General features: G+C 42.4%; 10 protein-coding genes. 3 read left to right on the forward strand and 7 right to left on the reverse strand.

Annotation, left to right across the window (positions count from 1 at the left end):
• Positions 1-23 precede the first annotated feature (23 nt).
• On the reverse strand, positions 24-2,015 hold the full coding sequence (gene uvrB / locus IGI54_RS06830) for an excinuclease ABC subunit UvrB (protein WP_313630992.1): 1,992 nt from the start codon (positions 2,013-2,015) through the stop codon (positions 24-26).
• Positions 2,016-2,258: 243 nt separating this feature from the next.
• Between uvrB and IGI54_RS06835 the strand changes: the two genes are divergently transcribed.
• Entirely contained in the window at positions 2,259-4,421 is a 2,163-nt protein-coding gene (locus tag IGI54_RS06835) for an amino acid ABC transporter substrate-binding protein/permease (RefSeq protein ID WP_430620259.1), read from the forward strand.
• Between the two features lies 1 nt (position 4,422).
• Complete coding sequence (locus IGI54_RS06840) at positions 4,423-5,160, forward strand: amino acid ABC transporter ATP-binding protein (RefSeq protein ID WP_430620260.1); 738 nt, start codon at positions 4,423-4,425, stop codon at positions 5,158-5,160.
• A gap of 22 nt (positions 5,161-5,182) precedes the next feature.
• Here IGI54_RS06840 and IGI54_RS06845 read toward each other — a convergent pair whose 3' ends face one another.
• Both IGI54_RS06845 and tuf read right to left on the reverse strand, forming a co-directional pair.
• On the reverse strand, positions 5,183-6,226 hold the full coding sequence (locus IGI54_RS06845) for a glycerol dehydrogenase (protein WP_430620261.1): 1,044 nt from the start codon (positions 6,224-6,226) through the stop codon (positions 5,183-5,185).
• Between the two features lie 378 nt (positions 6,227-6,604).
• Positions 6,605-7,792 carry an elongation factor Tu gene (gene tuf, locus IGI54_RS06850; protein ID WP_430620262.1) on the reverse strand — a complete coding sequence of 396 codons (1,188 nt, stop codon included), beginning with the start codon at positions 7,790-7,792 and terminating at the stop codon, positions 6,605-6,607.
• A 296-nt stretch (positions 7,793-8,088) separates the two neighbouring features.
• Here tuf and IGI54_RS06855 point away from each other — a divergent pair, with 296 nt between their 5' ends.
• Positions 8,089-8,352 carry a hypothetical protein gene (locus tag IGI54_RS06855; RefSeq protein ID WP_071862802.1) on the forward strand — a complete coding sequence of 88 codons (264 nt, stop codon included), beginning with the start codon at positions 8,089-8,091 and terminating at the stop codon, positions 8,350-8,352.
• A 61-nt stretch (positions 8,353-8,413) separates the two neighbouring features.
• On the opposite strand, the gene ilvA is transcribed toward IGI54_RS06855, so the two are convergent.
• The 4 genes from ilvA to ilvB are packed head-to-tail and all read right to left on the reverse strand — an operon-like array spanning position 8,414 to position 12,914.
• Positions 8,414-9,670 carry a threonine ammonia-lyase IlvA gene (gene ilvA / locus IGI54_RS06860; protein ID WP_430620263.1) on the reverse strand — a complete coding sequence of 419 codons (1,257 nt, stop codon included), beginning with the start codon at positions 9,668-9,670 and terminating at the stop codon, positions 8,414-8,416.
• A 14-nt stretch (positions 9,671-9,684) separates the two neighbouring features.
• On the reverse strand, positions 9,685-10,680 hold the full coding sequence (gene ilvC, locus IGI54_RS06865; protein WP_071862804.1) for a ketol-acid reductoisomerase: 996 nt from the start codon (positions 10,678-10,680) through the stop codon (positions 9,685-9,687).
• Between the two features lie 59 nt (positions 10,681-10,739).
• Entirely contained in the window at positions 10,740-11,216 is a 477-nt protein-coding gene (gene ilvN / locus IGI54_RS06870; protein WP_430620264.1) for an acetolactate synthase small subunit, read from the reverse strand.
• Positions 11,217-12,914 carry a biosynthetic-type acetolactate synthase large subunit gene (ilvB, locus tag IGI54_RS06875; RefSeq protein ID WP_430621486.1) on the reverse strand — a complete coding sequence of 566 codons (1,698 nt, stop codon included), beginning with the start codon at positions 12,912-12,914 and terminating at the stop codon, positions 11,217-11,219.
• Positions 12,915-12,921 lie beyond the last annotated feature (7 nt).

A 12,921-nucleotide genomic window follows, 5' to 3' on the forward strand; every position in this document is an offset into this window, starting at 1 on the left:
TTTATCACGGACATTCATCCATCTTACTCTGCTGCTTTTAATTCTAATATCGTATCACGCAAAGTTGCGGCTGTTTCGAAGTCCAGCGTCTTCGCGGCTTCACGCATCTCATCTTCCATTTTAGCGATTAATTCTTTTCGTTCTGCTTTCGATAGGTCTTCATATGAAGTCGTTTCATACGTTCCCTTATCTTCAGCCACTTTGCTGATAGAAATCAGATCCCGAATTTCCTTAATGATCGTTGTTGGCACGATGCCGTGCTCTTCATTGTATTGATTTTGGATTCCACGTCTCCGAGCGGTTTCATCGATCGCCCGTTGCATCGAATCAGTCACCTTATCTGCGTACATGATGACTTTCCCGGAAGAGTTGCGGGCAGCGCGTCCAATGGTTTGGACAAGGGAACGTTCGCTCCGCAAGAAGCCTTCTTTATCAGCATCTAAGATTGCTACTAGTGACACTTCTGGTACGTCGATTCCTTCACGAAGCAAATTAATCCCGATCAAGACATCAAATTTTCCTAAACGTAAGTCACGAATAATTTCTGTTCGTTCCAATGTTTTGATGTCACTATGGAGATATTTGACTTTGATTCCTAGTTCTTTGAAGTAATCGGTCAAGTCTTCTGACATCTTTTTCGTCAAGGTCGTCACGAAGACCCGTTCGTTTCTTTCCGCTCGTTCATTAATCTCTCCAACCAGATCATCAATTTGACCCATAATCGGTCGGACATCAATCACGGGATCTAACAAGCCCGTTGGCCGAATGATCTGTTCTACTACTGTATCAGTCTGTTCATGCTCATAAGGTCCCGGCGTGGCAGACACGTAAGTAATCTGATTGACCCGTTCTTCAAACTCTTCTAACCGTAACGGCCGGTTGTCTAGAGCAGACGGCAAACGGAAGCCATAATCAACTAACATTTGTTTACGAGCGCGGTCACCGTTATACATGCCGCGAACTTGCGGCATCGTCACGTGAGATTCGTCGATCACCATTAGGAAATCGTCTGGGAAAAAGTCGATCAACGTGTAAGGTGGTTCGCCTTCTTTACGGCCATCCATATGACGGGAATAATTTTCGATTCCTGAGGTATAACCCATTTCTCGCAGCATTTCAATATCATAGTTTGTTCGCTGTTCTAAGCGCTGGGCTTCTAACAGCTTATTCTCACTGCGTAAAACCTCTAAACGATCTGCCAACTCAGCTTGAATATTGCTGATGGCAACTTCCATGTGGTCTTCATTTGTCAAAAAGTGGGTAGCTGGGAAAATCGCTACGTGTTCGGTTTCGCCGGTTATTTCCCCCGTCAATGCGTCAACTTCGCGAATCCGTTCGATTTCATCACCGAAAAACTCAACTCTCAGCGCACGTTCGTCGCGAGAAGCGGGGAAAATTTCGACAACATCTCCGCGAACACGAAAACGGCCCCGTTGAAAATCAATGTCGTTCCGTTCAAATTGAATATCGATTAAATTGCGCAATAATTGATTGCGATCCATTTCCATCCCGACACGCAAAGAAACCACCTGTTCCATGTATTCCTTGGGTGAACCCAAACCAAAAATACAAGAAACAGAAGCAACAACGATTACATCATTTCTTTCCAGTAATGAGCTAGTGGCGGAATGACGTAGTTTATCGATTTCATCATTAATACTAGAATCTTTTTCAATATATGTATCACTGGAAGGTACATATGCCTCAGGCTGGTAGTAGTCATAATAGCTGACAAAGTATTCCACCGCGTTGTTAGGAAAAAACTCTTTGAATTCTCCATATAACTGACCTGCTAATGTTTTATTGTGAGCGATAATCAAGGTAGGCTTGTTGACTTCCTTGATGACATTTGAAATGGTATAGGTCTTACCAGTACCGGTTGCACCTAAAAGTATTTGTGCTTTCTTTCCATTGACGATGCCTTCTGATAATTGCGCAATTGCTTCAGGCTGATCGCCAGCAGGCTGATATTTTGAATGAAGGTCAAACGTATTGTCTGTGACTCTTTCAATCATACAAAAATCCCCCTTTTTCAATTAATAATCTATGATTTCTCATTTTAAAATTATAGCATACCGAACATATTTTCGCCATTTTTTGTTCTTACTAAAACGAATCTTAAAAAAGCACATGTCACATTTCATTACATGTCGTGTGAAGAATATTTAGCTTTTTTTCATTCCAACAAGGAACCCACTTGTATTTTGGCATTAAACTAACATATAATAAATGGATGATAAGTAATTAGGAGGATTATTATGAGAAAAAACAAATTAATTCCTTTCGTTGTTTGCTTAATGGCAAGTCTTTTTACAATTGGCTTTGCTAGCAAAACACACGCCGCGGAAAAAACACATAAAATTGGGACCGACTTAACCTTCGCCCCTTTTGAATTTCAAAACTCTGACGGTGAATATGTTGGAATCGATGTGGACTTACTGAACCAAATCGCCAAAGATCAAAACTTCAAAGTTGATCTGCGTCCATTAGGCTTTGACAGTTCGATCCAAGGCGTCCAATCGGATCAGCTCGATGGCATGATCGCCGGCATGAGTATTACGGATGAGCGGAAAAAAACTTTTGACTTTTCTGATCCTTACTTTGATAGCGGGATTCAAATGGCAGTCAAAAATGATAATACGGATATCAAAGATTACAATGATCTAAAAGGCAAAACGGTCTCTGCTAAAATCGGAACAGAGAGCGCGACTTTCTTGAATGACAATAAAGACAAATATGGCTACGAAGTAAAACAATACGAAGCCGCCGACGCGATGTATAACGCGTTGAACAACGGAAACGTCGAAGCGATCTTTGATGATTATCCCGTTCTTGGTTATGCGGTAACCAATGGTCAGCCTTTTAAATTGGTCGGTGATCCTGAAGAAGGCAGCTCTTATGGTTTTGCGGTAAAAAAAGGTGAAAATAAAGAGTTGCTCGAAAAATTCAACAAAGGATTAAAAGATTTAAAGAAAAACGGCAGCTATGACAAGATCGTCAGTGAATATATTTCTAGCGGTTCTGAGAATCAAGCAGCCTCTTCGGAAATGAAAAAAATCGAACCGAAGAAAGACGTGTACACGATTGCTAGCGACTCAGCCTTCGCACCGTTTGAATATCAAGACAGTGACGGCAAATACAAAGGGATCGACGTTGATTTAATGAAACGGATCGCTGAGCTGCAAGGCTTCAAGATCGATTTCAAATTCATCGGCTTCTCTTCTGCGATGCAAGCGTTAGAATCCGGTCAAGCGGACGGCATGATCGCCGGCATGACGATCACCGATGAACGAAAAGCCAACTACGACTTTTCTGACCCATACTTCCAAAGCGGGATTCAATTAGCGGTCGCAAAAGACAACAAGGATATCAAAGCCTACAAAGATTTAAAAGGCAAAACAGTTGGCGCGAAAGTTGGAACAGAAAGCGCGGACTTCTTGGAAGCTCACAAAGACGAATATGGTTATACGATTAAAAGTTTTGATGCAGCTGATCAATTATATGACGCATTGAAAATCGGCTCGATCGACGCCATGATGGATGACTACCCAGTTATCGGTTATGCGGTTAAACAAGGGCAAGACTTAAAAACACCAATCAAGCGCGAAGTCGGCGGCGAATATGGCTTTGCGGTGAATAAAGGGCAAAATCCTGAGCTAAGAGAAATGTTCACTGAAGGCTTGAAAGAATTAAAACGAACTGGTGAATATGACAAGATCGTGAATCAGTATATCGGTTCAGGCAGCGAAGAAAAGAAAGAAACTGTCGATGAATCAACCATTACCGGTTTGATCAAAAATAACTACAAATCCCTATTAGAAGGTTTATGGAAAACCATCGTCTTAGCGTTAGTTTCCTTTGCTTTAGCCTTGATCTTAGGTGTCATTTTCGGATTGTTCCGGGTCTCTCCTTCAAGAGCATTGCGGACCATTGCCGGGATTTACATTGATATCATCCGCGGAATTCCAATGATGGTATTGGCCTTCTTCATTTTCTTCGGTCTACCGGGAATCACGGGGATAAAAATTCCTGACTTTGCCGCTGGGATTATTACCTTAACCTTGAATGCCAGTGCCTATATCGCTGAGATCGTCCGAGGCGGGATCAACGCTGTACCAGTTGGCCAAATGGAAGCCTCACGAAGCTTAGGGCTTTCTTACAACCGAACCATGCAAAAAATTATTTTACCGCAAGCCGTGAAGATCATGATCCCTTCTTTCATCAATCAATTTGTTATTAGTTTGAAGGATACCACGATTATTTCTGCTATCGGTGTGGTAGAACTATTGCAAACCGGAAAAATCATCGTGGCACGGACCACACAAAGTTCTTACGTGTATTTGATCATCGCGATCATGTACTTGATTTTAATTACGATCTTAACTAAGTTAGCGAACCGTTTAGATAAGAAGGTGAAATAAGATGGATAAAAAAATAGTAGTCAATCATTTAGTTAAAAAATTCGGCGACAACACGGTGTTGAACGACTTGAATATCAGTATTAGCGAAGGTGAAGTTGTTTGTATTATCGGCCCATCTGGTTCAGGAAAAAGTACCTTCCTGCGTTGTATGAATCGTCTGGAAGAACCAACTTCTGGTGAAATTATTATTGACGGACAAGACTTGACGGACCCTCATACTGATATCAATCTAGTCCGTCAGCATATCGGCATGGTGTTCCAGCATTTTAACCTGTTCCCTCACTTGACTGTGCTGCAAAATATCACCTTAGCGCCACTAGATTTAAAAGGTGAAGCAAAAGAGGCTGCAAATAAACGAGCGGTTGAATTATTGACCCAAGTTGGTCTAGCCGAGAAAAAGGATGATTACCCTCATAGTCTTTCCGGCGGACAGAAACAGCGGGTAGCTATTGCTCGCGCGTTAGCGATGAATCCTGACGTGATGCTGTTTGACGAACCGACTTCCGCCCTCGATCCTGAGATGGTGGGCGATGTACTTCGGGTTATGAAGGATTTAGCGTTACAAGGAATGACGATGGTAATTGTGACCCATGAAATGGGCTTCGCCAAAGAAGTAGCCGACCGTGTAATCTTTACTGACGGCGGCAAGATTTTAGAAGACGGCACTCCAGAACAAGTCTTTAACAATCCTCACAATCCAAGAACTCAAGACTTCTTAAATAAAGTCTTAAATGTATAAAATGAAACCCGAGAAATCAACTTTAGATTTCTCGGGTTTTTCTATAATCTAATAAGCTTCGATAAATCCTTTCTCTCGTCACTGGTGCTTGACTGCGAATGATTCCATCCTCAAATGAAAAAGCCAATTCAGTCACTCTTTTTAACTCCTCAGCCGATGGAAAAAGTGACAAATCTTCATAGCTCGTTGGTAAGCCCAAGCTTTCAAATAATTTCCGGTATTTTTTTAATTCAGCGTCTCGCCCTTCACTTTGTAGATGCTGCAAAGTTGTTAAAGCAATAATTTGCCCATGGCTACCTTTGATCTCACTCCCCCAAAGACTGACCATGCCATTATGTAACGCGTGAGCAATACTCAAGCCGCCTGATTCAAAACCAATCCCGCTTAATAAAGTATTCGCCTCGACCACCGCTTCAAAAGCTGGCGTAACGGTTCCCTTTTCATTGGCTTCGACTGCCGCTTCGGCAAACGCCAACAATACTTGCTGACATTTTTCAGCGATAGCCTCTGCCGCCAAGGTCGGTACGGTTCCTAAAGTATTCACTCCAGCATTTTCACGAACCGTCCGTGCTTCAACAAAGGTTGAAAGCCCGTCAGCAATCCCTGCCTTTAAAAATTGAACCGGACTATTGATTAGGATGGCCGTATCCACTAAAACTAAATCAGGGCTTTGACGATAATAATTATATTTTTCAAAATGTCCCTCAACATAGCTAACCGAGATCCGCGAAGTCGGCGCATCAGTTGAGGCAGCGGTGGGAATCACGACGCAGCGCAAATTATTCTCAAAAGCCAACGCCTTTCCTAAATCAATCGCTCGACCACCACCTAAAGCAACGACATAATCAAAATCTTGCTCAATGTATGGCTCCTCTACTAGCCAAAACGCAAGATCTCCACCGCGATCTGTCAATTCTTTTAATAATTTTTCACCGATCATTTGATAGACAAAACGGTCCGTTACCAATAATCCTTTTGCTCCAAAGGCTAAAATATCCTCCAAATGATTCCATACAACATTTTTTCCTTGACGATAGGTCATAGGACTTGCGAAAACTTTCTCCATGCGTGGCTTCCTTTCCTTCAATCATTTATTGAAACAATCATAGCAAGACAAACAGCCGCTGACAAGCCAACGTTGATTTTACTTTACAGAAAGAGCCACCGTAAGAAAGGCTTTCGCGAACTCGCTCAGCTTTTGAGCAATAAGACCAAACTATTGATAAATGACTGAGAAACACAAAGTTTTAACTTTGATGTTGAACAGTTCCTACTTGGTGCTTCTCAAATTTCGAAATCGTTTTACTTATTGCCGATAAAATTAGTTCGTGAAGCCGGACATTGATGTACCTGCTGTAAAGCGATTTATTCATGCGGAAATTTTATACTTTCCTTATAGTCAAAAAAGCACGCGACCAAAAGGCCACGTGCTTAGTAAATCCTATTATTTTTCGATTTCAGTTACGATACCTGAACCAACGGTCCGTCCACCTTCACGAATAGAGAAGGTTGTACCTTGTTCTACCGCGATTGGATGGATCAAATCAACGTCGATGGTTACGTTATCGCCTGGCATTACCATTTCAGTACCTTCTGGTAATATAATGTTACCGGTAACGTCGGTTGTACGGAAGTAGAATTGAGGACGATAGTTGTTAAAGAATGGTGTATGACGTCCGCCTTCTTCTTTGGTCAATACGTAAACTTCAGCTTTGAATTTTGTATGTGGTGTGATTGAACCTGGTTTAGCAAGAACTTGGCCACGTTCGATTTCATCACGAGTGATACCACGTAATAGAACCCCAACGTTATCGCCGGCTTCACCATAATCCAATGTTTTACGGAACATTTCAAGTCCGGTAACGACCGCTTTTTGAACTTCAGGTTTGATCCCGATGATTTCAATTTCGTCGCCGACTTTGACTTCACCACGATCGATACGACCAGATGCGACGGTACCGCGACCTGTGATTGAAAAGACATCTTCCACTGGTAACAAGAATGGTTTGTCGTTGTCACGTTCTGGAGTTGGAATGTATTCATCAACAGTATCCATTAAGTCAAGGATAACTTGTTCTTGTTCTGGATCGCCTTCTAAAGCTTTCAAAGCAGAGCCTTTAAGAACAGGAATATCATCGCCTGGGAAACCATATTCAGAAAGTAATTCACGAACTTCCATTTCAACTAAATCGATCAATTCTTCGTCATCTACTAAGTCAACTTTGTTCAAGAAGACGATCAAGTATTTAACACCTACTTGACGTGATAACAAAATATGTTCACGTGTTTGTGGCATTGGGCCATCAGTAGCTGATACAACTAAGATTGCGCCATCCATTTGAGCAGCACCGGTGATCATGTTTTTAACATAGTCCGCGTGTCCTGGAGCGTCGATGTGAGCATAGTGACGTTTTTCTGTTTCGTATTCTACGTGTGCGGTATTGATAGTGATACCACGTTCACGTTCTTCTGGTGCAGCATCGATACTAGCGTAGTCTTGAGGGTTTGCTAGACCTTTTTTACCTAATACCGTAGTGATTGCTGCCGTCAATGTTGTTTTACCATGATCGACGTGACCGATGGTACCAATATTAACGTGTGGTTTACTTCTATCATAATGTTCTTTTGCCATAATAAACAAACCTCCTAGAAAGTGTAAAAATTCTTACGGATATAGTGTAAAACATTTTTAACAAAATGAAAAAGATTTACACTTTTACTTTTTGTAAGTAACCGTCTGACAGTATAATACATCAGAATTGGTCAAACTCCAAATAATATGTTTCACTTGTATGAGAGTACATTACATTTTCTGAAAGCTTTACAAAATTGTAAGAAATGCCGTTTTATAAAGGATGATAGTATACAGAGAATATGATTCTTGGTTTAATAATAGTATAGATTGTTTTTATAGGATGGAGGATGTTTATGGAAGACTTTCAGCAACAATTAGCTCAATTTCCTATTGAGCTGAGAAAAGCATGGAGCGTTGGCTTCGTGTTCGTCAAGGAAGCTGACCATTATTGGCATTTTCCCGCTAGGCAGTGGGAGGACAAGCAAATTCAAAACTATTTTTTTGAACGTTTTAATCAATCGAGCTCGTTTGTTTCTTATCCTGAATTAGGATTAAAACAACTAGTCATTAAAAATCGGCCGGAGCTCCTGATTATCATCCCTTATAGCCCTGAATAGAATTTTTCCCATAGAAAATCCGCCCGAAATCAGAGAACGTTCTGATTCTGGGCGGATTCTTTTATACTAGCAAATTGTATAATGTTTTGTTCTGGCTTAATTCAATATACGTTGAGTCAAATTCTTTCAATCGATTCAGTAACTCCGGTAACGTTTCTGGTTTTTCCAACAATACTCCGATAACCACCGGTCCAGTTCCCCGATTGCCTTTTTTCGTGTACTCAAAACGAGTAATGTCATCGCCCTTCCCTAGAATATCCGAGACGAATTCTTTCAGCGCTCCGGGACGTTGTGGAAAATTCACTACAAAGTAATGCTTCAGACCTTCATAGATCAAGGACCGTTCTTCGATCTCCGCCATGCGATTGATATCGTTGTTGCCGCCGCTAATGACACAAATCACCGTTTTTCCTTTAAGCTGATCCTTCATTAATTCTAAAGCTGCCACACTCAGCGCCCCAGCCGGTTCAACCACGATCGCTTGTTTACCATATAAATCTAAAATCGTTGAACAGATCAGTCCTTCATCTACTGACCTTAAGTCATCCACATACTTTTTACTGTGTGAATAGGTAATATCACCGACTTGCTGAACCGCTGCCCCATCAACGAATTTATCGATTTCAGCTAACTTAACAGGTTGGTCTTCTTCAAACGCCGCTTGCATGGAAGACGCGCCTTTTGGTTCCACCCCGATCACCTTTGTGGAGGGCGAGGTGCTTTTCACATAAGCGGAAACACCGCTGATCAATCCACCACCACCGATCGCTGTGATCACATAATCGGGTTTGTAACCTTCACTTTCAGCATCTGCCATCATTTCTAATGCTAACGTTCCTTGTCCTGCAATGATATTTCTATCATTAAAGGGATCGATAAAAGTCATATCGTTTTCTTTACAAAATGCTCTTGCGGCCGTAGCGGAAGCGTCAAAGGTATCACCAACCAAATGAATGTCTGCGAACTCGCCGCCAAAAAATTTTACTTGCGAAACCTTTTGATGCGGCGTGGTGGTGGGCATAAAAATAGCGGCTTTTGTTTTTAATTCATGGCAAGTATAGGCGACGCCTTGTGCGTGATTGCCCGCACTGGCACATACTACCCCTTTTTTTAATTCTGACTCAGGAAGCTTCTTAATCGCATAATAGGCGCCCCGTAATTTAAATGAACGAACCTTTTGTAGATCCTCTCGTTTCAGCAGAACAGTTGCCTGATACTTTTCAGATAAATAGCGATCATATTGCAACGGCGTATGATTCACAGCGTTCTTCAATAATTGATAGGCACTGCGAACCTCTGTATCATTGATCAATTCCATCGCTGCACCCCCTATTAATCTTTGCGACTCACAAATGGCATCATTTTTCTTAATTCACTACCGACTTCTTCAATTTGATGACCGGCACTTTCCTTACGCATCTGATTGAATTCAGGGAAACCAGCTTTATTGTCGTCGATAAAGCCTTTGGCAAATTTACCATTTTGAATATCCGTTAAAACATCCTTCATCCCCGCTTTGGCTGTCTCTGTAATTACTCGTGGACCAGAAACATAGTCACCATATTCAGCGGTATTTGAGATAGAGTTACGCATTTTCGCGAAACCACCCTCATAGATCAAATCAACGATTAACTTCATTTCATGACATACTTCGAAATAAGCCAACTCTGGTTGGTAGCCTGCTTCGACTAGGGTTTCAAAACCGGCCTCGATCATACTTGTTAAACCACCACAAAGCACTGCTTGTTCACCAAATAGATCGGTTTCCGTTTCTTCCTTAAAGGTTGTTTCCAAAACGCCTACTCGTGTCGCGCCAATGCCTTTAGCGTAAGACAACGCCAACTCTTGAGCAGTTCCTGTTGCATCTTGATAAACAGCGAATAAGGCTGGTACCGCAAAGCCTTCTGTAAAGGTACGACGAACCAAGTGTCCGGGACCTTTTGGTGCTACTAAGAAAACATCCACATTTTTAGGTGGATTGATAACATCAAAATGAATATTAAAGCCGTGGGCAAAGACCAACGCGTCGCCTTCATCTAAATTCGGTGCGATTTCGTTTTCGTATAATGTTCCTTGGATTTCATCTGGAGCTAAAATCATGACTACTTCGGCTTTCTTGGCTGCTTCGGCAACTGGCAACACGTCAAACCCGTCTTCTCGCGCCGCTTCAGCAGATTTTCCTTCGCGAATCCCGATCACGACTTGGTGGCCTGTGTCTCTAAGGTTTTGAGCGTGAGCGTGGCCTTGTGAACCGTAACCCACGACTGCAATTGTTTTTCCCTCTAAAGCATCCTTCGCTACTGCATCATCATAATAAACTTTAACCATAATTTTTCCTCCAATTTTTTAAACTATATTAATAGCAAAATCAAAAAATGAATTTGCGTTTAACCTCTGCTAAATCCGGTCACACCGGTTCGTGCTAACTGTTTAATGCCGTAAGGTCTCAAAACATCGATGCAGGCGTTAACTTTTTCACTTGAACCAGCAACTTGAACAACGATTGTTTTCAAACCGACATCCACTACATCCGCTCGAAAAGGTTCAATCATCGCTTGAATCTCTGAACGAGCCACGGCTGGCGCATTGACTTTAATCAAAGCCAATTCCCTTTCCAAATGCGGTTCATCTGTCACATCCGATACCTTCACTACATCGATCTGCTTGTTCAATTGTTTGGTTACTTGCTCGACATCGGCTAAGGTCTCAGCTTGGATAATGATTGTCATCCGAGATTCTCCGTCTTTCTCTGTCCGTCCAACGGAAACACTATCCATATTTACCTGCCGCCGATTTAATACACTGGTGATCCGACTAAGCACCCCTACTTGGTTGTGAACCATCGCTGTAATCATCCGTCTCATTTAATCAACCCCCAACATCTGATCATTTGGCATCCCAGCAGGAATCATTGGTAGCACGTGTTCTCGGTTACAGATCATCACTTCTATCAGCATCGGCCCAGCTGTTGCAAAGGCTTCTGTCAGCTCTACTTCCAAAGTGGCCGGGTTCGAGATTTTTCTACCGGCAATGCCATAAGCTTCTGCCATTTTCATAAAGTCTGGCTGCTCATTGAAAACCGATTGAGAGCGTCGTTCATTAAAGAAGGTTTCTTGCCATTGGCGAACCATCCCCAGGGAACGATTATTCAATAGAATAAATTTGATGTCTAAATCGTTTTGGTTTAGAATCGCCAATTCCTGATTGGTCATTTGGAAGCCGCCATCGCCAACAAAGACCACTACCGTTTCCTTTTTCTTGGCAAACTTCACGCCGATGCCCGCGGGTATTCCATAGCCCATCGTTCCTAGGCCGCCGCTGGTAATCAGCTGTCTAGGAAATTGGAAAGGATAAAATTGCGCCGCCCACATTTGATGCTGCCCAACATCAGTTACGACATAAGCCTTTCCTTCAGTAATCCGACCAACGATTTCTACCACTTCTTGTGGTTTGATTTTTTGTTCATCCCGTTTGTATTTCAACGGATATTTCTCTTTGCGGGCTTGACACTCGATTCGCCATTCTGCGTAATCAGGTGAATCCAGCTCGATTTCAAGCATTTGCTGCAAAGCGATTTTCGCATCGCCTACGATTGGAATATCCGTCTTGATGATCTTACCGATTTCCACCGGATCGACATCGATATGCGCGACCTTGGCATGGGGTGCGAAGGCTTCCGGTGAACAAGCTAAGCGATCATCGAAACGACTACCAATATTGATCAATAGATCGGTTTCCATCATGGCAATATTGGCGGCATAGGTTCCGTGCATTCCCCCCATGCCAAGAAAACTCGGATGTTCATGAGGAAGTAAACCTAAACCTAGCAAAGTTGTCACCGTCGGCAATTGATACTTTTCAACAAATTGCCGTAGTTCTTTTCCGCCATTTGCGGCCACGACTCCGCCACCTGCTAAAACAAGTGGTTTCTTCGCCTTTTTCAATAAGTTCATTAACCGTTCGATTTGTAAGACAGAAGGATTTTTGGTCGGCTGGTAGCTTTCTAAATGAACCATTTGATCCATCTTAGGGTTGGCCCTTAATACTGTGATATCCTTTGGCAAATCAATCAACACCGGACCTTTTCTGCCAGTCGTTGCAATATGGAAGGCTTCATTGATGATCCTTGGCAATTCCTCAATATCCCGAACTTGATAATTGTTTTTTGTGATTGGTACAGTGATTCCTAACATATCTGCTTCTTGAAAAGCATCCTTGCCAATTCCCGGCGTGGTTACTTGACCTGTAATAACTACCAATGGTACAGAATCGATCATCGCATCAGCGATTCCCGTCACAACATTAGTGGCTCCAGGTCCGCTTGTTACGATTACGACGCCGGGATTGCCAGTCGCTTTCGCATAGCCTTCAGCCGCATGTACGGCCCCCTGCTCGTGGCGTGTCAAAATGTTAGGAATCGTTTCATCATAAAGTGCGTCATACAGCGGTAGGACAGACCCACCGGGATAGCCGAAAATTAATTCGACTCCTTGATTTTCTAAACATTTGATCAATAGATCGGCTCCAGATTGCAGCTCTTCAGCTGCGATTTCTTGCTTCATTTCTTTC

Source organism: Enterococcus sp. DIV0800, from assembly GCF_050559735.1.
GTDB classification, from domain to species: domain Bacteria; phylum Bacillota; class Bacilli; order Lactobacillales; family Enterococcaceae; genus Enterococcus_A; species Enterococcus_A devriesei.

Coding starts and splice junctions, on each gene's coding strand:
- uvrB (WP_313630992.1), bottom strand. CDS start 2,015: ATGATTGAAAGAGTCACAGACAATACGTTTGACCTTCATTCAAAATAT.
- IGI54_RS06835 (WP_430620259.1), top strand. CDS start 2,259: ATGAGAAAAAACAAATTAATTCCTTTCGTTGTTTGCTTAATGGCAAGT.
- IGI54_RS06840 (WP_430620260.1), top strand. CDS start 4,423: ATGGATAAAAAAATAGTAGTCAATCATTTAGTTAAAAAATTCGGCGAC.
- IGI54_RS06845 (WP_430620261.1), bottom strand. CDS start 6,226: ATGGAGAAAGTTTTCGCAAGTCCTATGACCTATCGTCAAGGAAAAAAT.
- tuf (WP_430620262.1), bottom strand. CDS start 7,792: ATGGCAAAAGAACATTATGATAGAAGTAAACCACACGTTAATATTGGT.
- IGI54_RS06855 (WP_071862802.1), top strand. CDS start 8,089: ATGGAAGACTTTCAGCAACAATTAGCTCAATTTCCTATTGAGCTGAGA.
- ilvA (WP_430620263.1), bottom strand. CDS start 9,670: ATGGAATTGATCAATGATACAGAGGTTCGCAGTGCCTATCAATTATTG.
- ilvC (WP_071862804.1), bottom strand. CDS start 10,680: ATGGTTAAAGTTTATTATGATGATGCAGTAGCGAAGGATGCTTTAGAG.
- ilvN (WP_430620264.1), bottom strand. CDS start 11,216: ATGAGACGGATGATTACAGCGATGGTTCACAACCAAGTAGGGGTGCTT.
- ilvB (WP_430621486.1), bottom strand. CDS start 12,914: ATGAAGCAAGAAATCGCAGCTGAAGAGCTGCAATCTGGAGCCGATCTA.